The organism is Dryocola baronae, assembly GCF_051297175.1.
In the GTDB taxonomy this organism is placed as follows: Bacteria; Pseudomonadota; Gammaproteobacteria; order Enterobacterales; family Enterobacteriaceae; genus Dryocola.
In genome coordinates, this window is sequence record NZ_JBINNY010000001.1 from 4,726,485 (window position 1) to 4,749,516 (window position 23,032).

Genomic DNA, 23,032 nt, shown 5'->3' on the forward strand with positions numbered 1-23,032 from the left:
TCGATTAATTCGTCAGGCAAGCGTAATCGTTGACGGAGAGGCCTGCTCGAACCCGCGTTCTAAGATTTCAAGATTGGTCAGCGCTTCAATTTCTCTGACGAAATTCGGCTTACCGTTGACGATGGTTTCATACAGCGCGTCATACACGCGGCCATAGTCGCCCTGCTCCGGCTTCATCTCTTCGCGCACCGTTTCACCGGCGTCGTTGACGTACTCAAGCTGGCCGATGCTGCTGTCTGCCGCAAAGCCCGGCTCGCCCGGCATGATGTACGCCTTCAGGCTGGTTTCCTGCTGGTCGATGCCGTACTTCACGAACGAGCCTTTGCTGCCGTGGACAATAAATTTCGGGTAGTCGATTTTCACCAGGTGGCTGGTTTTGACGATGGCCTTCATGTCGCCGTAGAACAGCTGCGCTTCAAAGGTGTCGTCCGGATTGGCCTTATTGCGCACGCTGCGGATGTCGTAGGCGACGTGATCCGGGCGGCCAAACAGCGAAATAATCTGGTCCATGGTGTGAACGCCAAGGCCATAGAACGCGCCGTCGGCGGGCAGGCCTGGCTTGGTTTCCGCTTCCGGGCGATACATATCAAAGTGGCTTTCAATTTCGACGATGTTGCCAAGCTTGCCGCTTTCGATGGCTTTTTTCATGGTCAGGAAGCAGGAGTCAAAACGGCGGTTCTGGTAAGGGGATACGGTCAGCCCCTTCGCGCGCGCCAGCTCGAAAAGTTCTTTTGCTTCGGCAAGCGTCGGGGTGAACGGCTTTTCTACCAGCACGTTTTTACCGGCCTCCAGCGCGCGCTTCGCGTACTCGAAGTGGCTGTCCGCGTGGGTACACACCACTACCAGCTTGACCTTTTGATCGCCAAGCACGTCGTCCAGCTGGCTGGTGAAATGAATATGGCCGTACTGAGGCTGCTGCTCAACTTCCGGCTTTTCATGACGGCGGAAGATGTGGGCAACGTGGAATTTGTCTTTGCGAACCAGAACGTAGGGCAGATGGTAGCGGGTAGTGCTTTTACCAAAACCGATAAATGCGACGTGTAGGGTCATTTCGTTGTCCTTTTGATTTGAACTGCAATAACCCTACTGCAAACGCCGGCCAATAACACCACGCAATTTTGTAGGTCGGATAAGGCGCAGGCCGCCATCCGACATTCCGGCGGGTTGGGCAAACTCAGGCCCACGTATTCTGTAGGTCGGATAAGGCGTAAGCCGCCATCCGACATTTCCGGCGGGTTGGGCAAACTCAGTCCCACGTATTCTGTAGGTCGGATAAGGCGTAAGCCGCCATCCGACATTCCGGCGGTTTGGGCAAACTCAGGCCCACGTATTCTGTAGGTCGGATAAGGCGTAAGCCGCCATCCGACATTTCCGGCGGATGGCACTTCGTTTATCCGCCCTACGATTTCAGACGCACATCTGCCCTAATTATTTGGAGTTGTAGCAAGGCGGCAAGGGAGCGAACCCCGATGAGCTTACTTTGGTAAGTGATTCGGGTGAGGGAGTGCAGCCAACGCAGCTACAGATTCAAATAAGACGGGCAAAAAAAAAGCCAGCACCCGGCTGGCTAAAGTAATACTGGAAGCAATGTGAGCAATGTCGTGCTTTCAGGATGTCTCCGTAGGGGTCTCCCCTGAACGCATGGCAATAATAATCATTATCATTCGCACTTGTAAAGCTAAATTTCAAAAAATGTGCAGTTGACAGCGAAGTCAAAGTCAATGATGTTTAAAGGGATTATCTAACCCATTGAGGAGAAAAGGATGAACGAAATCGTAGTACGTCACGCTGAAATCGGCGACGCTCAGGCGCTGCATGAAATCTATTCCCAACCCGCGCTCATCCGTGACACGCTACATCTTCCTCATCCTTCGCTAAAACTGTTCACCGACCGCCTGACCGACCTGAAGCCCGGCAGCCGCAACCTGGTGGCCTGCATCGACGGCAGGGTCGTCGGGCAGCTGATGCTAACGGTGGAACCCTCTCCGCGCCGCAGCCACGTCGCCACCTTCGGCATGGGCGTCGACAGCCGCTATCAGGGCAAAGGCGTTGCCAGCGCGCTGATGCAGGAGATGGTCAACCTGTGCGACAACTGGCTGCGCATCGATCGCATCGAGCTGACGGTTTTCACCGATAACGCCGCGGCGCTGGCCACCTACCGCAAGTTCGGCTTTGAGGTGGAAGGCACCGGCAAGAACTTTGCCCTGCGCGACGGCGTGTATGTGGACGCGTATTTTATGGCGCGGTTTAAAGCGGTGTAATCCGGTGTAGAAAGGCGGATGGCGCAAGCGCCATCCACCACATTCCTCAATACCCCGCCGTCAAATCATCCACCGTACGCGGGTCGGAAGCGCCGTGCAGCGCGCCGTCTTGCCCAATCATAATGCTTTGCGTGCTGCCCATCGCCTCTTTTACCGCCACCTTCTGGCCCTTCACTTCCAGCAGCTTCAGGGTGTCCGGGCTAAAGCCTTTTTCGACTCTTAGTTCGTCCGGCAGCCACTGATGGTGGAAGCGCGGCGCGTTGGTCGCTTCGGCGACGTTCATCCCGAAGTCGATGCTGTTGACCACCATTTGCAGCACGGTGGTGATAATACGGCTGCCACCGGGGCTACCGGTGACCAGCCAGGTTTTGCCGTCTTTCACCACGATAGTGGGCGACATCGACGACAGCGGGCGCTTGTGCGGCCCCACCGCGTTTGCATTGCCGCCGACCAGGCCATAAACGTTCGGCACGCCCGGCTTGGCGGAGAAGTCGTCCATCTCGTTGTTCATCAGGATACCGGTGTTGCCCGCCACGATGCCGGTGCCGAAGACGGTGTTGAGCGTATAGGTCACCGCCACGGCGTTACCGTCTTTATCAACCACCGAGAAATGCGTGGTCTGGTTGCTTTCATAGGGTTCAAGCTTGCCCGGCTTGATGTCGCTCGACGGGCGCGCCTTGTTGAGGTCGATTTTCTCGGCCAGCGATTTGGCGTAGGCCTTGTTGGTCAGCGCCTGCCACGGGACGCTGACAAAATCCGGGTCGCCGAGGTATTCCGAGCGGTCGGCGTAGGCGTACTTTTCCGCCTCCGCCATTATCTGCATCGCGTCGGCGCTGCCGAAGCCGTATTTCGCGAGGTCGAAGTTTTCGAGGATATTGAGGATCTGCACGATGTGGATCCCGCCGGAGGACGGCGGCGGCATGGAAAAGACTTCGTAGCCGCGATACTGCCCGCCGATTGGCGTGCGCTCAACGGCTTTATAGTTCGCCAGATCCGCTTTGCTCATCAGGCCGCCGTTCTTGGCCATTTCGTCAGCGATTTGCTCGGCAATCGCGCCTTTGTAGAAGGCGTCCGGCCCGTTTTCGGCAATCATTTCCAGGCTTTTAGCGAGGTTGGCCTGCACCAGCCTGTCGCCCTTTTGCAGCGGGCTGCCGTCGGCTTTCCAGAAGATGGCCCTGCTATTTTCGTGATTCGGGATGACTTCCGCGCCGTACTGCTTCAGGTCGTCCGCCAGCGCGTCGTTGACGGTGATGCCGTCCTGCGCCAGCTTAATGGCGGGCTGCACCACTTTATTGAGCGGCATGGTGCCGTATTTTTGCAGCGCGAGGCTAAATCCGGCCACCGTGCCGGGCGTGCCCGAAGCGAGATGGGAAGTGAGGGATTTTTTGCTGTCGGCATTCCCCTGTTCATCGAGGAACATATCGCGGGTAGCCTTTTCCGGGGCCATTTCGCGGAAGTCTATCGCGGTGGTTTTACCGTCTTTAGTACGCAGCATCATAAAGCCGCCGCCGCCCAGGTTCCCCGCCTGCGGATGGGTGACCGCCAGCGCGTAGCCCACCGCCACGGCCGCATCCACCGCGTTACCGCCCTGTTTGAGAATATCGACGCCCACCTGCGTTGCCTGCGCGTCCACGGAGGCGACCATCCCATGCTGCGCGCGAACCGGATGGAAGACATCGGCCTCAACGCCATAGGATACGGGCGCGGGCGCGGCGACCGGCGGCGGTGCGGCCCCAGCCGCAAAACAAAGCGCCATCGTCAGCGCGGGAACGGCAAGCCAGCGCTTCGTTTTCAGAATAATTTTCCACGGCTTCATCGTCAGTTTCTCCAGGCTTTTCAGGGGCAATCCCCAGATAAGCCTGGTCTATAAATCTTAAATAACCATCGGGGTGGTGGAAAACGAGTAAACTTAGAAGATCCCCCACATCGAGGAGGTGAAAATGAAAAAGCTATTACTGATGGCGGCCCTGCTGCCTTTTGCAAGCATGGCACAGCCCCTGAATACCATGAATAACCCGAACATGCCGGATTATCAGATCCCCAGCCAGCAGCGCATGCAGGTTCAGATGCAAACGCAGCAGGCGCAGCAAAAGGGAATGTTGAACCAGCAGCTTCAGACCCAGACGCGGGTGCAGCAGCAGCACCTGGAATCGCAGATTAACAATAATACGCAACGGACGTTGCGCGTGCAGAACGAGCTGGATACGCAGTCCCAGCAGGTGCTGCCGAACAGCGGCGGCGGCATGTTGAGCAACGGCGGACGGGCGGCGCAGCAGGATCACATGCTGCAACCTAAAACCAACGGCAGCATGCTGAATAACTCCGCGGCGCCGCAGCCGAGCATTCCGCTGAAGACGATTGGGCCTTAAGGATAGCGGTGGATGGCGCTAGCGCTTATCCATCCTACAAACCACACGGCATCGGAAGTTCGTAGGTCGGGTAAGGCGTGAGCCGCCACCCGACGTCCGGCGCGATTACGCGCTAAAATCTGGCCCGATCTCGTCAATCCTGTCGGTGCAAATGGCATCCACGCCCCAGCGCAGCAGCGTTTGCGCGCGCTGGGGAATGTTCACGGTATAAACCAGAATATGCAGCCCCGCCGCCTTGAGTTCGCGCGTTCTCGCCTCGTTGAGCAGCTTGTGATTGAGATGGATGGAGATGCAGCCGAGCCTGTCGGTCAGCTCGCGCCAGTCGTCGCGCCAGTCGTCTAATAACAGCCCGCGCGGCAGTTCCGGCGCGGCAGCCTGCGCTGCTTCCAACGCTTCGATGGCAAACGACGACAGCAGCGGCGCGGTTTGCCCCTGCCAGAGTTCGCGAGCCGCTAGCGCCACGGCTTTGCCCGTCTGGATTTCCGTGCCGGTCGTCGGCTTAATTTCGATATTCGCCATCATTCCGTGCTGCCGACAGCGCTCCGCCACCTGCGAAAGCAGCGGCAGCGGTTCGCCTTTGAAGCCCTTGCCGAACCAGCTCCCCGCGTCGACGTTGAGCAGCTTGTCCCAGGGTAAATCCCCCGCCACGCCCCAGCCGTTGCTGGTGCGCTCCAGCGTGTCGTCGTGCAGCAGGAAGATCTGCCCGTCTTTTGACAGCTTGGCGTCAAACTCAATCATCGTATGGCCGTAACGCGCCCCGACGTCGATGGCGGCGAGGGTGTTTTCCGGTGCCAGCTTGCCGCCGCCGCGGTGGGCGACGATGCGGGGATAGGGCCAGTTGCTCATAAACGTTGTCCATTTTCCTTACTAAAGAAGTGCAGATGATTTTCCGGCACGTCCAGCCACAGCGTGCTGCCGGCCTGCGGCCTTTGCTGGTGGGACAGACGCACCACCAGCTTCTGCGCCCCCCAGCGGCCGTGCACTAAATTGTCTGCGCCGAGCATCTCCAGCGTGTCGACGACCAGCGGGATGCCGCCTGCGGCCTGTGAGCTTAGCGCAATATGTTCCGGGCGGATACCCAGGGTCACCGCCCTGCCCGCCCAGGCCAGGCGCTGGCTGCCAAGCGGCAGCGCATGGCCGCCCTCCAGCTCAAACCGCCAGCCGTCGATGCTTACTTTGCCCTCCAGCAGGTTCATCGCCGGAGAGCCGATAAAGCTCGCCACAAAGCGGCTGGCGGGGCGCTCGTAAACGTCCACCGGCGTGCCGATCTGTTCGGCAACGCCTTTGTTCATCACCATTACGCGCTGGGCCAGCGTCATCGCCTCCACCTGATCGTGTGTGACGTACAGGCTGGTGGTTTTCAGGCGGCGGTGCAGGTCCTGTAGCTCAAGGCGCATCTGCACGCGCAGCTTGGCGTCGAGGTTGGAGAGCGGTTCGTCGAACAGGAATACCGCCGGGTCGCGCACGATTGCACGCCCCATGGCAACGCGCTGGCGCTGGCCGCCGGAAAGCTCGCGCGGGCGGCGTTTTAGCAGGCCGTCCAGCTCCAGAATGCGCGCCGCTTCCGCGACCTTCTGCTGAATGTGCCCCTTGCCCATCCCGCGGATTTTCAGGCCCCACGCCATGTTTTCTTCGACGCTCATGTGCGGATAAAGCGCGTAGTTCTGAAAGACCATGGCGATGCCGCGCTCTTTGGGCTCCATGTCGGTTACGCGCTGCCTGTCGATCCAGATGTCGCCGCTCGTCACCTTCTCAAGCCCCGCCACCATGCGCAGCAGGGTGGACTTTCCGCAGCCGGACGGGCCGACCATCACGATAAATTCGCCGTCCGCCACGTCGACCGTCAGCGGCTGAATCACCTGGGTTTTACCATCCCAGCTCTTGCTTACTGCCTGTAATTTCAATCCTGCCATGGGCTATTTCTCACTGTCGACCAGGCCACGCACGAAGGCGCGCTGCATCACTAAAACGATAATTACCGGGGGAATAAGGGTCAGCAACATGGCCGCCATCACCTGGTTCCATTGGGTGGTGCCTTCGCCGGAGGACATCATCCCTTTGATGCCCGCCACCGCCGTGCCGAGGTTCGCATCGCTGATTATCAGCAGCGGCCAGAGATACTGGTTCCAGCCGTAGATAAAGGTGATGACGAACAGCGCCGCGAGGTTCGTTTTGGACAGCGGCAGCACGATGTCGCGGAAGAAGCGCATGGGCGACGCGCCGTCGATACGCGCCGCTTCCATCAGCTCGTCGGGTAGCGTCATGAAGAACTGGCGGAACAGGAAGGTGGCGGTGGCCGACGCCATCAGCGGCAGCGTCAGGCCGGTGTAGCTGTCGAGCATCTTGAGGTTGGAAATCACCTCCACCGTCGGGAAGATTCGCACCTCAACCGGCAGCATCAGGGTGATAAAAATCATCCAGAAGAACAGGTTGCGCAGCGGGAAGCGGAACCAGACGATGGCGAAGGCCGACAGCATCGAAACGGTGATTTTGCCGATGGTGATTACCATCGCCATGACGAAGCTGTTGAACAGCATCAGGCCGAACGGCGCGCTGTTGGCCCCCACGCCGTTAATCCAGATGTTGGTCATGTTTTCCAGCAGGTGGCCGCCTGGAATCAACGTCATCGGCGTTTCGAACACCGCTTTGTTATCAAGCGTGGCCGCCACAAAAGCGACGTACAGCGGGAACAGGATCACGATGATGCCGAGGATCAGCATGGTGTGGCTGAAAATAGTCAGCCCGCGACGGTTCTCAATCATTGGTAGCGCACCTTACGTTCCACGAAGCGAAACTGGACCACGGTCAGGACGATCACTAAGAACATCAGCACGACGGACTGCGCGGCCGACGCCGACAGGTCGAGTCCGGCAAAACCTTCCCGATAGATCTTGTAGATAAGCGTGGTGGTGGCCTGCACCGGGCCGCCGCCGGTTGCGGCGTCGATAACGGGGAAGGTGTCGAAGAACGCGTAAACCAGGTTGACCACCAGCAGAAAGAAGCTCACCGGGGCAATCAGCGGCAGCGACAGCTTAAAGAAGCGGCGCACCGGCCCTGCGCCGTCAATCGCGGCGGCCTCCACCAGCGAGCGGGGAATAGACTGTAGGGCGGCGAAGAAGAACAGGAAGTTGTAGCTTACCTGCTTCCACACCGAGGCAAATACCACGAGGAACATCGCCTGGCCGCTGTTTTGCGCGTGGTTCCAGTGGTAGCCAAACTGCTCCAGCACGTGGGTGAGCAGGCCGCGACCGGGGTTAAACAGGAAGATCCACAGCACCGCCGCAATCGCCGGGGCAACCGCATAGGGCAGCAGCATCAGCGTCTGGTAAAGGCGACTGCCGCGCACCACGTAATCGACCAGCGCCGCGAAGAAAAGCGACACCAGCAGGCCGCTGCCCGCCACCAGCCCGCTGAAAATCAGCGTGGTGTAGAACGAGTCGAGATAGTAGCCGTCGTGAAACAGCTGCCGGAAATTGTCCAGCCCGACGAAGGTGCTGGAAAGCCCAAAGGGATCGACGCTTTGCAGCGAATACCACAGCGCCTCGCCCGCGGGCCAGATGAAAAAGATGACGGTGATAATCAGCTGCGGGAGCACTAACGCGTAGGGAAGCCAGCCTGAGCGGAACACCGGACGAGATGAGGACATAGGGCAACTCTTGTAAACAGTAGCGGTGGATGGCGCGTGCGCTTATCCACCCTACGGGCAGAAAATGTAGGTCGGATAAGCGGAGCGCCATCCGACACAATTACGATTAAGACTTCGTTGACTGCTCAAACCGGCGCAGCAGCAGATTCCCGCGCTCAACCGCGCTGTCCAAAGCCTGCTGAGGCGTTTTCTTCCCGGTCCACACCGACTCCAGCTCTTCGTCCACGATGGTGCGAATCTGCGGCATGTTGCCCAGGCGCAGGCCTTTGGTAAACGGCAACGGCGGCTTGTTCAGCATCTGGCGCGTGGCGATATCCGCCCCTGGATTTTTGTCGTAGAAGCCTTGTTTACGGGTCAGATCGTAAGCGGCGGTGGTAATCGGCAGGTAGCCCGTCTTCTGGTGCCACTCCGCGGCGATTTCAGGCTGGGCGAGGAACTGCATAAACTCGGCAACGCCTTTGTAGGTCGCCGGGTCTTTACCCTGCATTACCCACAGGCTGGCCCCGCCGATGATGGCGTTCTGCGGCGCGCCCTTCACGTCTGCGTCGTACGGCATCATGCCCACGCCGTAGTTGAATTTGGCGTACTGGCGGATGTCGGCAAGCGACCCGGAAGAGGCGGTGGTGATCGCGCAGTCGCCGTTGTAGAACTTCTCGGTGGATTCGTCTTTGCGGCCAAAGTAGCTGAAGTCGCCCTTCTTGTTCAGCTCTTCAAGCAGAGCGATGTGCTTAACCTGCTCCGGCTTGTTGAATTCCAGCACCGCGTCGGTGCCGTCGAAGCCGTTGTTTTTGGTGGCGACCGGCAGGCCGTGCCAGGCGCTGAAGTTTTCAATCTGGATCCAGCCCTGCCAGCCGCTGGCGTAGCCGCACTTCATGCCGGCCGCTTTCAGCTTGGCGGTGTACTCCGCCAGCTCCTGCCAGGTTTTTGGCGGCTGGTCAGGGTTCAGACCGGCTTTTTTGAAGGCGTCTTTGTTGTAGTACAGCACCGGGGTGGAGCTGTTAAAGGGCTGGGAAAGAAGGTGGCCGCTTTTCGCATCGGTGTAGTAACCGGAAACCGTTGGCACAAACTGGGATTCGTCGAACTTGATGCCCGCATCGTTAAACACTTCGTACACCGGCTTGATCGCTTTGGAAGCCATCATGGTGGCGGTGCCCACTTCGTAGACCTGCAAAATAGCCGGGGCGTTACCGGAGCGGAATGCCGCGATGCCCGCCGCCAGGTTCTGCTCGTAGTTGCCTTTATAGACCGGGACAATTTTGTAATCAGGGTGGGTTTCGTTAAAGCGGGTCGCCAGAGAATTCACTTCTTTGCCTAACTCCCCTTCCATCGAATGCCAGAAAGGAATGGAGGTTGCGGCGAATGCGTTGCTGCTGAGTGCACATCCAAGCGCCATGCAAAGGGCTGTACGTCGTAACGATGCAGTCATGTCTTATCTCTCTTGTTATGTGGCTAAAAGCGCGAAAACACGCGATTTTGTTCGCAACACAACATGACACGCGCGAATGACAGAAAAATAACCGGGAGGTGACAGAAAAATGACAGTTAAAAGACAGGGCGGTAGAGCAACACACCGCCCGAGGCATCAGCGGTTACGTATTTTATCTATTTCCTGATATCGACGCTTATCTTCACGGCGCCGCTTTTCACGTTCGATGTCGGAATGGTTACTCCCCGCCTCAGGGCAAACCGATGACTGGAAGAACTCACACCGCTTTTGACTTTGTTCAGCGGTAAGTTCTGGGGGCTGTTCTTGCCAGATAGAGGGATCGGCAGGATCGAAATCGTTGCTTTTATCGAAGGCCAGCGCGGGTGCGACGGCGGAAAGGCAAAAAAAGATAGTTATCAACAGGCGCTTCATGACGCACTCCTTGTCGTCTTAATAAGGTATCGGCAATTAAAAATCGCCTGTTAAATTAACACGGCGGCTTTAATTTAGATTAAAAAATAAACTTTTTTAACGGCAAGACTAGCCGCCCAAATAAGCGCTGCGAGCCGCTTCGTTAGCCAGCAGCGCGTCGCCGGTGTCTTCCAGCACCACGTGGCCGTTATCAAGCGCGTAGCCCCAATCGGCAAGCAGATCGAAAACACGCGTTTTTGTTCGCAACACAATATGACACGCGCGAATGATAGAAAAATACGCATTAGGTTACAAAATGGTGACAGGGAAGGGGGAAATAAATAAGCAGAAAATCATCATAAACTTACAACTTATGGGGAATGCAAATACAATAAACAGCCATTTTTAAAAGGATATTGGAAATGAATCACTTAGATTTATACGCAGCCAACTTCGCCCGAATTGCCGCCCAAACCAAAGGTGAAGGGTACCTGAAGCTTTCAGCTTTGATGTGCTGGGATGCAGTTAGGTATTGCGCATTGAAAGCAAATATTATTGATTTAGCTGAGTTTAATCTTCTCGCCGGGAGAAGAGACATGGTGACCATAGCAGATTCACGAATTGTGGGTAAAAATGCCATGCAGGGATTACCGCAGGGACATGCCATTGGGTTCTTTAACGGTAATACATTGATTCACTCAATGATTTCACTAGGACGGGGCAAAGCTGCCGGCAATAAAAATGATTGTGTGGGCCTCGGTAAGCCTGTTGGTTGGGAAATATTAGAACTCAGCCAGCTTCAATGGCGTTCAGATGGCAATATAGATATTCCCCGGGGGATAGTGATAGGAAATCGTGGGCAACATACGATTCCAGTCACCCTACGGGCACGCCCTTTATCAATGATGCGCTATGCCGGAAATAAATAGCCTACAAACGCCATAGCCAAAATTATTCCTGGTGATGGGAAAAGTGGCACGAATATAAAAATATGCATCTTGAAAAATAATAAAAAACCGCAAAGCTTCAGCTCTGCGGTTTTTTATTGATTGCTTACATCTTTTTAAAACTATAAGCAGGTTTATGCGCCGAGATAAGCCGCACGCACCGCTTCGTTAGCCAGCAGCGCGTCGCCGGTGTCTTCCAGCACCACGTGGCCGTTTTCAAGCACGTAGCCGCGGTCGGCGAGCTTCAGCGCCTGGTTGGCGTTCTGCTCGACGAGGAAGATGGTCATGCCTTCTTTGCGCAGCTGTTCGATGGTGTCGAAAATCTGCTGGATGATGATCGGCGCGAGGCCGAGCGACGGCTCGTCGAGCAGCAGCAGGCGCGGCTGGCTCATCAGCGCGCGGCCAATCGCCAGCATCTGCTGTTCGCCGCCGGACATGGTGCCCGCACGCTGGATGCGGCGTTCATACAGGCGCGGGAACAGTTCGTAGACGCGCTTGATGCGCTCCTGGAACTGGTCGCGCTCGGCGAAGAAGCCGCCCATCGCCAGGTTTTCTTCCACCGTCATGCGTGAAAACACGCGGCGGCCTTCGGGCACAATCGCTACCGCTTCACGCATGATGCGCGCGGTATGCCAGTCGGTAATATCTTTGCCATCAAAGGTAATTTTGCCGCTGGTGGCGCGCGGGTCGCCGCACAGCGTACCGAGCAGCGTGGTTTTACCCGCGCCGTTCGCGCCGATAAGCGTCACTATCTCACCCTGTTTGATGTGCAGGCTGACCTCGTGGAGCGCCTGGATCTTGCCGTAGTGGGCGCTTACCTGGTCAAAAGACAACATTATATTTTCCATTTATGCCTCTATGCCTCACCCAAATAGGCGCGGATAACGTCAGGGTTGTTGCGGATTTGCTCCGGCGTGCCGTTGGCTAACGGCGTTCCCTGGTTTACCACGTAAATACGATCGGAAATGCCCATCACCAGCTTCATGTCGTGCTCAATCAGCAGCACGGTCGTGTTGTGGTGGTTACGAAGCTCCATAATCAGCTCATCGAGTTCGTGGGTCTCTTTCGGGTTAAGGCCAGCTGCAGGCTCATCGAGCATCAGGATTTCCGGCTGCGTCACCATGCAGCGGGCGATCTCCAGACGACGCTGATCGCCATACGCCAGGTTGCTCGCCTGGCGGTTTGCCTGCTCCAGCAGTCCGATACGGGCAAGCCAGGTGGCGGCGCGGTCAAGCGCTTCGCTTTGCGCACGGCGGAAGCCAGGCGTTTTCAGCAGGCCGGAAAACACGCCGGTTTTCAGCTGCATATGCTGCGCCACCAGCAGGTTTTCGATCACCGTCATTTCACGGAACAAACGCACGTGCTGGAAGGTACGCACCACGCCCATGCGGGCGATTTGCTGGCCCGGCAGGCCTTCAAGATGCTGGTCGCGCAGCATGATGGTGCCGCCGGTTGGCTTGTAGAAGCCGGTCAGGCAGTTGAACACCGTGGTTTTACCGGCGCCGTTCGGGCCGATTAACGAGACGATTTCCTGTGGATGCAGCTCGAGCGCAACGTTGTTAACGGCGAGCAGGCCGCCGAAACGCATCATCAGGCCGTTTACAGATAACAGTGGCTGACTCATGCCTGCTCTCCTTTCACTTGTTCAACCTGCTCTTTCTTCAGCTTAAGCTGCGGGCGGGTCATCGGCAGCAGGCCCTGCGGACGCCAGATCATCATCAGCACCATCAGACCGCCCAGCACCAGCATGCTGTATTCGTTCAGGTCACGCATCAGCTCGCGGGAAACCACCAGCAGGATGGCGGCGAGGATAACGGCGAACTGCGAGCCCATACCCCCCAGCACGACAATCGCCAGCACGAACGCCGATTCGGCGAAGGTGAAGGATTCCGGGCTGACGAAGCCCTGGCGCGCGGCAAACAGCGTGCCGGCAAAGCCCGCGAACGCGGCGCTGATGGTGAACGCCGTCAGCTTGATGCGCGTCGGATTCAGGCCCAGCGAGCGGCAGGCGATTTCATCTTCGCGCAGCGCTTCCCACGCCCGGCCCAGCGGCATGCGCAGCAGGCGGTTAATCACGAACAGCGACAGCACGACCAGCAGCAGCGCCACCAGGTAAAGGAAGATAATCCTGTCGCCGGGGTTGTAGGCGACGTTGAAGAAGTTGCTAAAGGTGTCCCAGCCCCCTTCACGCGCGGTGCGGCTGAACTCCAGGCCAAACAGCGTCGGTTTTGGGATCTGGCTGATGCCGTTCGGGCCGCCGGTGATTTCGGTGTTGTTCAGCAGCAGAATACGAACGATTTCCCCGAAGCCGAGCGTCACAATCGCCAGGTAGTCCCCGCGCAGGCGCAGCACCGGGAAGCCCAGCAGGAAACCCGCGGCGGCGGATACCAGGCCCGCCAGCGGCAGACACGTCCAGAAGCCCAGTCCGTAATAGTGATTAAGCAGCGCGAAGGTGTACGCGCCGATGGCGTAGAAGCCACCGTAGCCCAGCACCAGCAGGCCGGACAGCCCGACGACCACGTTCAGGCCGAGGCCTAAAATAATGTAGATCATGGTCAGCGTGGCGATATCCACCGTGCCACGTGACACCATAAACGGCCAGGCGACGGCGAGGATCAGCAGCGCGAACAGGAAGATTTTTTGCTTTGGCGTGGAGCCGTCAAGCGCGGGCAGCACGAACTTCGGCCCGGTGACTCTCTTCATGCCCTTCTGGAACAGGGGGCGCAGAAGCTGGAACACAAACACCACGGCGGTGCCGATCCAGACCCATTCCCAGCGCACGGTTTCGGCGCTGTTGACCACCAGTTTGGTGCCGTCCAGGCTCAGCTGAACGCCCATAAAGACGCCCGCCAGCACGAAGAACATAACGGCGGAAAGCGCGGAAAAGACGATGTGCATCGGTTTCATACTTTTTCGACCTCCGGACGGCCCAGGATACCGGTAGGCATCACCAGCAGCACCACGATCAGCAGGGCGAAGGAGACAACATCTTTATATTCGGTGCTCAGATAGGCCGAGGTCAGCGCTTCCGCCACGCCCAGAATCAGGCCGCCGATCATCGCCCCTGGAATGCTGCCGATGCCGCCGAGAACCGCTGCGGTAAAGGCCTTCATGCCCGCCATAAAGCCGATGTACGGGTTGATTACGCCGTAGAATTGGCCGAGCAGTACGCCCGCAACCGCCGCCATCGCCGCGCCGATCACGAACGTCAGCGAGATCACGCGGTCGGTGTTAATACCGAGCAGGCTCGCCATTTTCAGGTCTTCGGCACAGGCGCGGCACGCGCGGCCCATGCGGGAATAGCGGATGAAGAGCGTCAGCGCCAGCATCGCGAGGAACGTCACGACCCAGATAACGAGCTGCATGGTGGTGATGGTGGCGGTGAAGTTTTCGCTCGTGCCCAGCACCCACTGGCCGTTGAACAGGCTTGGCAGCGCGATGTCGCGCGAGCCTTCGGTGAGGCTGACGTAGTTTTGCAGGAAGATGGACATCCCGATGGCGGAGATCAGCGCAATCAGGCGCTTGGAGTTACGCACCGGCTTGTAGGCCACGCGTTCGATGCTCCAGCCGTAGGCGCTGGCGATAATAATCGCACCGATGAAACCCGCCCCGACCAGCATCCAGCCCGCATCAATGCCCATCATCATCAGTGCTGCGATGATCATAAACGAGACGTAGCTGCCAATCATATACACCTCGCCGTGGGCGAAGTTGATCATGCCGATAATGCCGTAGACCATGGTATAGCCGATGGCGATCAGCGCATAGGTGCTGCCCAGCGTGACGCCGTTAAACATCTGCTGAAGGAAATAGAGAAACTGCTCGGACATAACTTAACCTTTCAAATGCCTTCCGGGTTTTGCGCCCGGAAGGTGGGATGACCCATGGTGACTGGTCAATACCCAATGGATTTCAAGTTGCAGGAAGGCGGCTTGTGAACGAATCCCGATGAGCTTAGTAAACTAAGTGATTCGGGTAAGTGAACGCAGCCAACGCGTCTGCAACCTGAAAGACGACGGGTGTTTATTTCGCCACGGAGGACGAACCGTCGGCATGCCATTGGAAGACACCAAATTCGAATCCCTTCAGATCGCCTTTCTCATCCCAGTTCAGCGGCCCAATCACGGTTTTAGCCCCGTTTGCTTTCAGATCTTTTACTAAATCAGCAGGTTCTGCGCTGCCGGTGCGCTCAAGCGCGGTCGCCAGAGACTGGACCGCCGCGTAGGTGATCCAAACGTACGGGCCGCTTGGGTCTTTTTTCTCGGCCTTCAGCGCGTCTACGATAGCTTTGTTTGCCGGGTCCTGGTCATAGCGTTTTGGCATAGTCACCAGCATGCCTTCACCGGCCGGGCCAGCGATATTAGACAGCGACGCGTTGCCCACGCCTTCCGGCCCCATGAACTGGGTTTTCAGGCCAACGGCGCGGGCCTGGCGCAGAATCTGGCCCATTTCCGGGTAGTAGCCGCCGTAGTAAACGAAGTCGATATTTTCTTTTTGCAGACGGGCAACCAGGGTGGAGAAGTCTTTGTCGCCTGCGGTGATGCCGTCAAAGAAGACGATATTCGCACCGGCTTTCTTCAGGCCGTCCTGAACGGAACGCGCCAGACCTTCGCCGTACTGCTGTTTGTCATGAATGATGGCGATGCGCGCGGGCTTCACGTGCTCAAGAATATATTTAGATGCGGTTGGCCCCTGGGAGGAGTCCAGGCCTGCGGTACGCATGATCATCTGGTAGCCACGGCTGGTCAGCTCTGGGTTGGTCGCGCCAGGGGTGATCATCAGGATGCCTTCGTCTTCGTAGATATCAGACGCGGGCTGGGTCGAGGATGAGCAAAGGTGGCCGATAACGTACTTCACGCCGTCGTTAACGATTTTGTTGGCAACGGCAACGGCCTGTTTTGGATCGCAGGCGTCGTCATATTCAACCGCGACGAGTTTGTCCCCTTTGATGCCGCCTTTCGCGTTGATGTCTTTGATCGCCTGGCGTGCACCGTTGAACTCCATGTCACCCCATTGCGCGACCGGGCCGGACATCGCCCCGACAACAGCAACTTTAATATCTGCAGCGGCTGCCGCGTGAGACACCGCCAAAGCAACGATCCCGGCGAGTAATGTCTTCGCGTTCATTTTCATCCGTTCAATCCCCGTTTGTTTCGTGATTTTGTGGTTTTTTGCTGGCTAAAAAGCACGCTGTACTTTTTGTAATCAAAAACGATTTTTACCAGTGCCTTTAATGGCTTAGCGCTAAAATTTACAATTTTTTCGACTAAAAGCTCTATTTTTCAGTCGATTAAGCAGAGATATTATTCTGTATTTGAGCAGAGTGAAACAAAAAAAAGCACCATTTTCAGCATAAAATAGCGGTACAAAGAGCGGAATAATTCACTGGCTTTCAGGGTTTTATACTGAACACTTTTCAATCTGACGCGTTTCGAACTGCCTGAGGTTTGTCACATAATGTATTCGGCTGCCGAGAGGCGAAAAAAAGATAAAGCGTCTGAGGCAAATAAATTGGTTACACTCGGGGTTTTCCCGCTTTTTGGTTAGCTCCCTTATGAAACTCACCATCATTCGTCTGTTTGAGTGTAGTGCGCAGGATGAGATCGATCTCGCTAAGATCTGGCCGGAATATTCCAGCGCTTCGCTTACGCTCAGCGATACCCATCGCATTTATGCTGCAAAATTTAATGACCGCCTGCTGGGCGCGGTTCGCGTTACGCTGACCGGGACGCAGGGCGCGCTGGATTCGCTGCGGGTGCGCGAAGTCACGCGTCGGCGCGGCGTGGGGCAATATCTGCTCGAAGAAGTGTTACGCGATAATCCGCAGGTAAATCAGTGGTGGATGGCGGATGCGGGCGTTGAAGACCGCAACGTGATGGCGGCGTTTATGCAGACGTTAGGATTTAGGGCGCAGACGGGCGGTTGGGAAAAGGTGTAGACGTGAACGTCGGATGGCGCTGCGCTTATCCGACCTACGATCGCGTGAACAAAAGTAGGTCGGGTAAGCGCAGCGCCACCCGACAGGTTTTACTTAGCGTCGGTCGCCGTACCGTTCGCATGCCAGGTGAACACGCCGAACTCAAAGCCCTTCAGATCGCCCTTCTCATCCCAGGACAGCGGCCCCATCACGGTCTCAACCTTCGCGCCTTTCAGGTATTTTGCGATTTCAGCCGGATCTTCCGACTGGTTCAGGCCTGCCGCCAGCGATTGCAGCGCGGCGTAGGTTGTCCAGACGAACGCGCCGCTTGGATCCTGTTTCTTCGCTTTAATCGCGTCTACAACCGGTTTGTTCGCCGGAACCTGATCGTAGTTCTTAGGCTTGGTGACTAACATGCCTTCGGCAGAATCACCGGCGATGTTAGACAGCGACACGTTCGCCACGCCTTCCGGGCCCATGAACTGGGTTTTCAGACCGGCGGCACGGGACTGGCGCAGGATCTGGCCCATTTCCGGGTGATAGCCGCCGTAATAAACGAAATCGATATTTTCTTTCTTCAGACGCGCCACAAGGGTGGAGAAGTCTTTCTCGCCCGCGGTGATACCGTCAAAGAACACCACGTTTGCGCCGCCTTTTTTCAGGTTATCCTGCACGGAGCGCGCAAGGCCTTCACCGTACTGCTGCTTATCGTGAATCACGGCGATGTTCTTCGGCTTCACGTGCTCAAGAATGTATTTCGCCGCCGTCGGGCCCTGGTCAGAATCCAGGCCGGTGGTGCGCAGAATCAGCTTATAGCCGCGCGACGTCAGCTCCGGAGCGGTTGCCGCCGGGGTGATCATCAGTACGCCTTCGTCTTCATAGATATCGGACGCGGGCTGCGTGGAGGAAGAACACAGGTGACCGATGACGTATTTGATACCGTCGTTAATCACTTTGTTGGCTACCGCTACCGCCTGTTTTGGGTCGCAGGCATCGTCATATTTGGTGATAACCAGCTTGTCGCCTTTAATGCCGCCTTTGGCGTTGATATCAGCAACCGCCTGCTCTGCGCCGGTAAATTCCTGGTCGCCGTACTGCGCAACCGGGCCAGACATGGCGCCGACTACCGCAACTTTAATGTCCTTTGCAAATGCCGCATTGCTCATCGCCAGCGCAATACAGCCAGCCAGTAACGCTTTGCCCTTCATTTTCATCCTGAGGATCCCCATTCTTGTTGTGATTGGTGTTTGTTGTGTTGTTTTGGCATGTTTTATTGTTTAGGAAGGGCCGCGTATGCCCTGGCAGCACTCCGTGCTAAAAACATACCCGATTTTGCGGCTTTTGGAATAACAATTTTGTCACATGGGAAAAGGCTGAATAGCGGGCATAAAAAAACCGCCCCGAGAGGCGGTTTTTATCTGACCGGTGAGACTTAGGCTTCGATAGCCATACGCAATTTTTTCATCGCGTTCTTTTCAAGCTGGCGAACGCGCTCTGCGGATACGCCGTAGCGGTCTGCAAGCTCTTGCAGCGTGCTCTTGTTGTCTTCGTCGAGCCAGCGCGCGCGGATGATATCCTGGCTGCGCTCGTCGAGGCCAAGCATGGCGTCGCTGAGTTTATCGGCGGCGTGTGATTCCCAGTTGTCGTCTTCGATGCCGTCGGCAAAGTTAGACGATTTATCCTGCAGGAACAGCACGGGTGCCATTGGCGCGCTTTCAGAGTCGTCGTCATTACCCATATCAAAGGTCATGTCCTGCGCCGCCATGCGGGATTCCATCTCTCGCACGTCTTTGCTGGTGACGCCAAGCTCCTGAGCGACCATTTCCACTTCGTCCTGGTTGAACCAACCCAGACGCTGTTTAGTTTTGCGCAGGTTAAAGAACAGCTTACGCTGTGCTTTGGTGGTTGCCACCTTCACGATACGCCAGTTACGCAGCACGTATTCGTGAATTTCAGCCTTGATCCAGTGCACGGCAAAGGAAACCAGGCGGACACCCACTTCCGGGTTGAAGCGGCGCACCGCTTTCATCAGGCCGATATTACCTTCCTGAATCAGGTCAGCCTGCGGCAGACCATAGCCCGAATAATTACGAGCGATGTGAACAACAAAGCGCAGGTGAGACAGGATCAGCCTTTTCGCTGCTTCCAGATCGCCCTGGTAATGCAGCTTTTCAGCCAGCTCCTTCTCTTCCTCTGCCGTCAACATCGGCCAGGAATTTGCGGCCCGGATATAAGATTCCAGGTTACCGACAGGGGCTAAAGCTAAATTTTGCATTTCTTTGGTCATTCAAACCCTCTCTTAGAGACTAACGTACAGGTTGCCACAACGATTCTTCACAGGGCACAGGCACCGACTTCACGTCAGGGCGCCAAACCGTACCATCCACACTACTCTCAGACAGTGATCTTATCCACAAGTTCAATGTATGGCTGTGTATAGATTACACACAAAATGTGACAGCGCAATGAAGCAGGCAGGAGAAACGGAGCCAAAAGGTGGGACTGTATCCCCTGCTGACGGAAACATCGTAGCAGGGGACAAGTATATCAAAAATTTTTTACTCTGGGGTAAAGCGACGTAAATGTTGCACGGTGGCAATCCAGGCTGCCGCCCAGCCGATCATTCCTGAAACCAGCAGCAGGAGCAGACATTCGTCGAACCCTAAGCCCGAAATATCAAACCTGGTACCGAATACCTGCGCAACATCCGTGACCGCAGACGAAAGCCGCAGCACCAGAATCTCTGACAGGATGAGCGATAAAAACGCCCCGCTAAAGCCAAGCAGCGCGCCGCCGTACAGGAACGGACGCAGGATAAAGCCATCCGTCGCCCCGATCAGCTTCTGTACGTTGATGGTATCGCGGCGGGCGAAAATGCTCAGCCTGACGCTGTTGCCAATCACCAGGAACACGGCGGCAACCATCAGAATGCCGATCATCGCCGCAACGCGCCCCACCAGCCCGGTTAACGCGGCCAGACGAGCGAACCAGCTGTCGTCCATGCGCACTTCGTCCACGCCCTGAATCTTCGCGACGCGATCGCGCAGGGTGTTTAGGTGGTCGGTGCTCTGGAAGTCGAGCTTCGGATTTACCACGGCAACCGCAGGCAGCGGGTTCTCTTCAAGCATATCCAGCGCGCCGCCAAAGCCTGACCAGTTACGGAACTCGCCAAGCGCTTCGTCGCGGGAAAGATAGTTAACTTTATCTACGCCTTCTTCGGCCTGAATCGCGCCGACCACCTGCTGCGCGGCGTTATCGTCCAGCGCCTTGTCCAGGTAAACGGTAATTTGCGGCGAAGGATAATACTGCGTCGCGGCCTGGTTAACGTTTTTGTACACCATGTAGCAGACGCTCGGCAGCGTAAGCGAAATGGCGATAACCATAACCGTCAGGAACGTTGCGAGCGGCTTGCTCTTAAGGTCCTGCAGCGCGCCTTCCCAGGCGTAGCGGAACTGCTCGTTCACGCCGCCCTTTAACGAACGGCTTTTGGACTGCGGCCCTTTGCCGCGTTTTTTCACCGAGCGGCCTAAATCCCCGAGCTTATTCAGCTTGTTGATTTTATCCAGCCTGTTGCTGAAGCGCTTGATGTGATTGATCGCAGTGCGTTTATTCACCTGCCAGGCCTCCATGCAAATGGCCATCGCTTAACGTCAGCATACGGTAGTTGCGACGGGAGATAAGCCCCATATCGTGAGTCGCCATCAGAACCGTTACGCCCACGCGGTTAAACTCTTCGAACAGGCGCAAAATGCCTTCCGAAAGCGCGTCGTCCAGGTTACCGGTTGGTTCATCCGCCAGCAGCACGGCGGGCTTGTTGACCACCGCACGGGCAATGCCCACGCGCTGCTGTTCACCGCCTGAAAGCTGAATGGGGAAGTTCTTCGCTTTGTCCAGCAGCCCGACCTTATCAAGTGCTGCGCTCACGCGGCGGCGAATGTCTTCCCCGCTGGCACCGGCGATAATCAGCGGGATCGCCACGTTGTCATAGACCGTGCGGTCCATCAGCAGGTGGTGATCCTGGAAAATCATGCCGATCTGGCGCCGCAGAAACGGCACCTCACGGCTTTTTAAGCGGCTAATATCGTGGCCGCTAAAAGAGATCTTCCCGGCGCTGGGCCGTTCGATACCGCAGATAAGCTTGAGCAGGGTACTTTTCCCCGCGCCAGAGTGGCCGGTCAGGAAGGCCATCTCGCCGGGCTGCATATGGAATGTCACTCCCTGCAGCGCTTGTCTTCCACCGAGATAGGCTTTACTGACGTGTTCAAAGCGAATCATTGTTAATCCTCTCGGGCAAAAAGTGCCTCTATAAAATCGTCCGCCTTAAACGGACGCAAATCTTCAATTCGTTCGCCAACGCCGATGTAGCGAATTGGAATGCCAAACTGATCGGCAACGGAGAAAATCACGCCGCCTTTGGCAGTGCCGTCCAGTTTAGTCAGCGTAATGCCCGTTAGCCCAACGGCTTCATGGAACAGTTTCGCCTGGCTGACCGCATTCTGACCGGTGCTGGCATCGATGGTGAGCATAACCTCATGCGGGGCATCAACGTCCAGCTTTTTCATCACGCGGACGATTTTCTTCAGCTCTTCCATCAGGTGCGCTTTATTCTGCAAACGCCCTGCGGTATCGGCCAGCAGCACGTCAACGCCGCGCGCCTTCGCCGCCTGAATCGCATCGAAAATCACCGAGGCGGAATCCGCGCCGGTATGCTGAGCGACAACAGGAATATTGTTGCGCTGGCCCCAAACCTGGAGCTGCTCTACGGCTGCGGCACGGAAGGTATCGCCCGCCGCCAGCATCACCGATTTGCCTTCCTGCTGGAACTGACGCGCCAGCTTGCCGATAGTGGTGGTTTTACCTACGCCGTTAACGCCAACCATCAGGATAACGAACGGCGTCTTGCCTTCAACGTTCAGCGGCTCATCGACCTTTGCCAGAATCTCGCCCATTTCGTCTTTCAGCAGGCCGTACAGCGCTTCGGCATCGCGTAAATCTTTACGGCTCGCGCCTTCGGTCAGATTGCTGATGATTTTGCGGGTCGTTTCCACGCCCACGTCGGCAATCAGCAGCTGCTCTTCCAGCTCTTCAAAAAGATCGTCGTCGATTTTCTTGCCGCGGAACAGACTGATAAATCCGGAACCGAGATTCTGCTTGGTTTTCAGCAGGCTGCGCTTCAGGCGGGCGAAGAAACCTTCTTTGGTTGGCTTCTCTTGCTCCTGCTGCGCGTCGTCCTGAGGCGCTTCTTCTTCGACGTCAGCTACGGCTTCTGGCTCTTCAACCGGCGACTCCTGCGCAGGCGCGTAATCCACGTGCGCGGCAATCACTTCTTCGATTTCAGCGACGGTTTCGTCGACGATATGCTCTTGCTCTGCCTGCCACTCTTCGGCTTCAGGCTCGCTGTCGATCACCTCTTCCGGCAGCGGCAGCTCTTCGTGCTCGATAACGGCCTGCGGTTCAGGTTCAGGTTCAACGGCCTGCACCGGTTCAGTAACGATTTCTTCCGCTTCGATAACCGGTTCCGGTTCGATAACAGGTTCCGGTTCGATAATAGGTTCCGGTTCGCTGACCGCAACGGGCGCTTCGCTTTCCGCAAGCTTTTCGCTGACTTCAACGATCTCTTCGGCGAAGGCTTCGGTTTCCTGTTCGGTATGGGCAGCGGACGGCTCAACAACCGTTTCCGGCGGGGTGATTTCCTCTACCGTACGCGCCTGTTCTGGCTCGGTGATTTGCTCAGCGGACTGCTCAATAACATCATCAGCAACCGGTTGTTCCTGCTCTACTTTTTGTTCTGATTCTTGTTCCGGTTCCTGCTCTTTCTGACCAAAGCCCAACCAGGAAAAAAAGCCACGTTTTTTCTCTTTCGCCATTTGCGAATGTACTCCTCGCTGTTGATTCATGGCACAGACCCGACGGTACTGGCTGCGGGCGCTGAAAATAATTATCGATTGAATATGTTAGTCTATCACTTTCCCACAGCCAGCGGCACTCTGGCGGAATAAGGTTTCCCCGCCTCCCGCGCGCCGCTAGAATAGCCGAAAAAAATCGCATCGCAGTG

General features: G+C 56.7%; 22 protein-coding genes and 1 pseudogene. 4 read left to right on the top strand and 19 right to left on the bottom strand.

The features are described 5' to 3' along the window. Positions 1–12: 12 nt before the first annotated feature. Positions 13–1,050, bottom strand: coding sequence for an oxidoreductase (locus ACSPHG_RS22380; RefSeq protein WP_435955668.1), 1,038 nt, complete (start codon positions 1,048–1,050; stop codon positions 13–15). Between the two features lie 713 nt (positions 1,051–1,763). Here ACSPHG_RS22380 and ACSPHG_RS22385 point away from each other — a divergent pair. Next, a complete protein-coding gene (locus tag ACSPHG_RS22385) occupies positions 1,764–2,261 on the top strand; it encodes a GNAT family N-acetyltransferase (RefSeq protein ID WP_435955669.1) in 498 nt (165 codons plus the stop codon). A gap of 46 nt (positions 2,262–2,307) precedes the next feature. Here the strand turns inward: ACSPHG_RS22385 and ggt are convergent, their stop codons facing one another. Further along, positions 2,308–4,077, bottom strand: a complete 1,770-nt coding sequence (gene ggt / locus ACSPHG_RS22390; protein ID WP_435955670.1) for a gamma-glutamyltransferase — start codon at positions 4,075–4,077, stop codon at positions 2,308–2,310. 124 nt (positions 4,078–4,201) lie between these two features. On the opposite strand from ggt, the gene ACSPHG_RS22395 reads away from it, so the two are divergent. Next, a complete protein-coding gene (locus ACSPHG_RS22395) occupies positions 4,202–4,630 on the top strand; it encodes a DUF2756 family protein (RefSeq protein ID WP_435955671.1) in 429 nt (142 codons plus the stop codon). Between the two features lie 105 nt (positions 4,631–4,735). Here the strand turns inward: ACSPHG_RS22395 and ugpQ are convergent, their stop codons facing one another. From ugpQ to ACSPHG_RS22430, 7 genes and pseudogenes are all read right to left on the bottom strand, one after another. Beyond that, positions 4,736–5,476 carry a glycerophosphodiester phosphodiesterase gene (gene ugpQ, locus ACSPHG_RS22400; protein ID WP_435955672.1) on the bottom strand — a complete coding sequence of 247 codons (741 nt, stop codon included), beginning with the start codon at positions 5,474–5,476 and terminating at the stop codon, positions 4,736–4,738. Beyond that, positions 5,473–6,543 (bottom strand): sn-glycerol-3-phosphate import ATP-binding protein UgpC, encoded by a 1,071-nt coding sequence (locus tag ACSPHG_RS22405; RefSeq protein WP_435955673.1) that lies wholly within the window; start codon positions 6,541–6,543, stop codon positions 5,473–5,475. Before ACSPHG_RS22405 ends, ugpQ begins: the two co-directional genes overlap by 4 nt. Before the next feature lie 3 nt (positions 6,544–6,546). Further along, on the bottom strand, positions 6,547–7,392 hold the full coding sequence (gene ugpE / locus ACSPHG_RS22410; protein WP_435955674.1) for a sn-glycerol-3-phosphate ABC transporter permease UgpE: 846 nt from the start codon (positions 7,390–7,392) through the stop codon (positions 6,547–6,549). Then, positions 7,389–8,276: a sn-glycerol-3-phosphate ABC transporter permease UgpA gene (gene ugpA / locus ACSPHG_RS22415; protein ID WP_435955675.1), complete on the bottom strand. Its 888-nt coding sequence runs from the start codon at positions 8,274–8,276 to the stop codon at positions 7,389–7,391. The genes ugpE and ugpA overlap by 4 nt, the downstream gene beginning before the upstream one ends. A 106-nt stretch (positions 8,277–8,382) precedes the next feature. Then, positions 8,383–9,702 carry a sn-glycerol-3-phosphate ABC transporter substrate-binding protein UgpB gene (gene ugpB, locus ACSPHG_RS22420; RefSeq protein WP_435955676.1) on the bottom strand — a complete coding sequence of 440 codons (1,320 nt, stop codon included), beginning with the start codon at positions 9,700–9,702 and terminating at the stop codon, positions 8,383–8,385. 156 nt (positions 9,703–9,858) lie between these two features. Next, a complete protein-coding gene (locus ACSPHG_RS22425) occupies positions 9,859–10,134 on the bottom strand; it encodes a hypothetical protein (protein ID WP_435955677.1) in 276 nt (91 codons plus the stop codon). Positions 10,135–10,242: 108 nt separating this feature from the next. Further along, positions 10,243–10,350 (bottom strand): annotated as a pseudogene (locus ACSPHG_RS22430) (branched-chain amino acid ABC transporter ATP-binding protein); the annotation flags it as partial. Positions 10,351–10,535: 185 nt separating this feature from the next. On the opposite strand from ACSPHG_RS22430, the gene ACSPHG_RS22435 reads away from it, so the two are divergent. Further along, positions 10,536–11,042 carry a hypothetical protein gene (locus ACSPHG_RS22435; RefSeq protein ID WP_435955678.1) on the top strand — a complete coding sequence of 169 codons (507 nt, stop codon included), beginning with the start codon at positions 10,536–10,538 and terminating at the stop codon, positions 11,040–11,042. A 152-nt stretch (positions 11,043–11,194) separates the two neighbouring features. Here the strand turns inward: ACSPHG_RS22435 and livF are convergent, their stop codons facing one another. The 5 genes from livF to livK all read right to left on the bottom strand — a co-directional run bounded on the left by livF (position 11,195) and on the right by livK (position 16,193). Then, the gene (livF, locus tag ACSPHG_RS22440) at positions 11,195–11,908 is read right to left on the bottom strand and encodes a high-affinity branched-chain amino acid ABC transporter ATP-binding protein LivF (protein WP_435955679.1); all 714 of its coding nucleotides are present in this window, start codon (positions 11,906–11,908) and stop codon (positions 11,195–11,197) included. Positions 11,909–11,916: 8 nt separating this feature from the next. Further along, on the bottom strand, positions 11,917–12,684 hold the full coding sequence (gene livG, locus ACSPHG_RS22445; RefSeq protein ID WP_435955680.1) for a high-affinity branched-chain amino acid ABC transporter ATP-binding protein LivG: 768 nt from the start codon (positions 12,682–12,684) through the stop codon (positions 11,917–11,919). Then, positions 12,681–13,967, bottom strand: a complete 1,287-nt coding sequence (locus ACSPHG_RS22450) for a high-affinity branched-chain amino acid ABC transporter permease LivM (RefSeq protein ID WP_435955681.1) — start codon at positions 13,965–13,967, stop codon at positions 12,681–12,683. Before ACSPHG_RS22450 ends, livG begins: the two co-directional genes overlap by 4 nt. Continuing rightward, positions 13,964–14,890 (bottom strand): high-affinity branched-chain amino acid ABC transporter permease LivH, encoded by a 927-nt coding sequence (gene livH, locus ACSPHG_RS22455; protein ID WP_435955682.1) that lies wholly within the window; start codon positions 14,888–14,890, stop codon positions 13,964–13,966. Before livH ends, ACSPHG_RS22450 begins: the two co-directional genes overlap by 4 nt. A 193-nt stretch (positions 14,891–15,083) precedes the next feature. Further along, positions 15,084–16,193, bottom strand: a complete 1,110-nt coding sequence (gene livK, locus ACSPHG_RS22460; RefSeq protein WP_435955683.1) for a high-affinity branched-chain amino acid ABC transporter substrate-binding protein LivK — start codon at positions 16,191–16,193, stop codon at positions 15,084–15,086. A 421-nt stretch (positions 16,194–16,614) separates the two neighbouring features. Here livK and panM point away from each other — a divergent pair, with 421 nt between their 5' ends. Continuing rightward, on the top strand, positions 16,615–16,998 hold the full coding sequence (gene panM, locus ACSPHG_RS22465; protein WP_435955684.1) for an aspartate 1-decarboxylase autocleavage activator PanM: 384 nt from the start codon (positions 16,615–16,617) through the stop codon (positions 16,996–16,998). An 89-nt stretch (positions 16,999–17,087) separates the two neighbouring features. Here the strand turns inward: panM and ACSPHG_RS22470 are convergent, their stop codons facing one another. The 5 genes from ACSPHG_RS22470 to ftsY all read right to left on the bottom strand — a co-directional run bounded on the left by ACSPHG_RS22470 (position 17,088) and on the right by ftsY (position 22,844). Beyond that, positions 17,088–18,191: a branched-chain amino acid ABC transporter substrate-binding protein gene (locus tag ACSPHG_RS22470; protein WP_435955685.1), complete on the bottom strand. Its 1,104-nt coding sequence runs from the start codon at positions 18,189–18,191 to the stop codon at positions 17,088–17,090. A 218-nt stretch (positions 18,192–18,409) separates the two neighbouring features. Continuing rightward, positions 18,410–19,264, bottom strand: a complete 855-nt coding sequence (rpoH, locus tag ACSPHG_RS22475; protein ID WP_435955686.1) for an RNA polymerase sigma factor RpoH — start codon at positions 19,262–19,264, stop codon at positions 18,410–18,412. Between the two features lie 271 nt (positions 19,265–19,535). Beyond that, the gene (gene ftsX / locus ACSPHG_RS22480) at positions 19,536–20,606 is read right to left on the bottom strand and encodes a permease-like cell division protein FtsX (RefSeq protein WP_435955687.1); all 1,071 of its coding nucleotides are present in this window, start codon (positions 20,604–20,606) and stop codon (positions 19,536–19,538) included. Next, positions 20,584–21,252, bottom strand: coding sequence for a cell division ATP-binding protein FtsE (gene ftsE, locus ACSPHG_RS22485; RefSeq protein WP_216375999.1), 669 nt, complete (start codon positions 21,250–21,252; stop codon positions 20,584–20,586). Before ftsE ends, ftsX begins: the two co-directional genes overlap by 23 nt. Before the next feature lie 2 nt (positions 21,253–21,254). After that, entirely contained in the window at positions 21,255–22,844 is a 1,590-nt protein-coding gene (ftsY, locus tag ACSPHG_RS22490) for a signal recognition particle-docking protein FtsY (RefSeq protein WP_435955688.1), read from the bottom strand. Positions 22,845–23,032 lie beyond the last annotated feature (188 nt).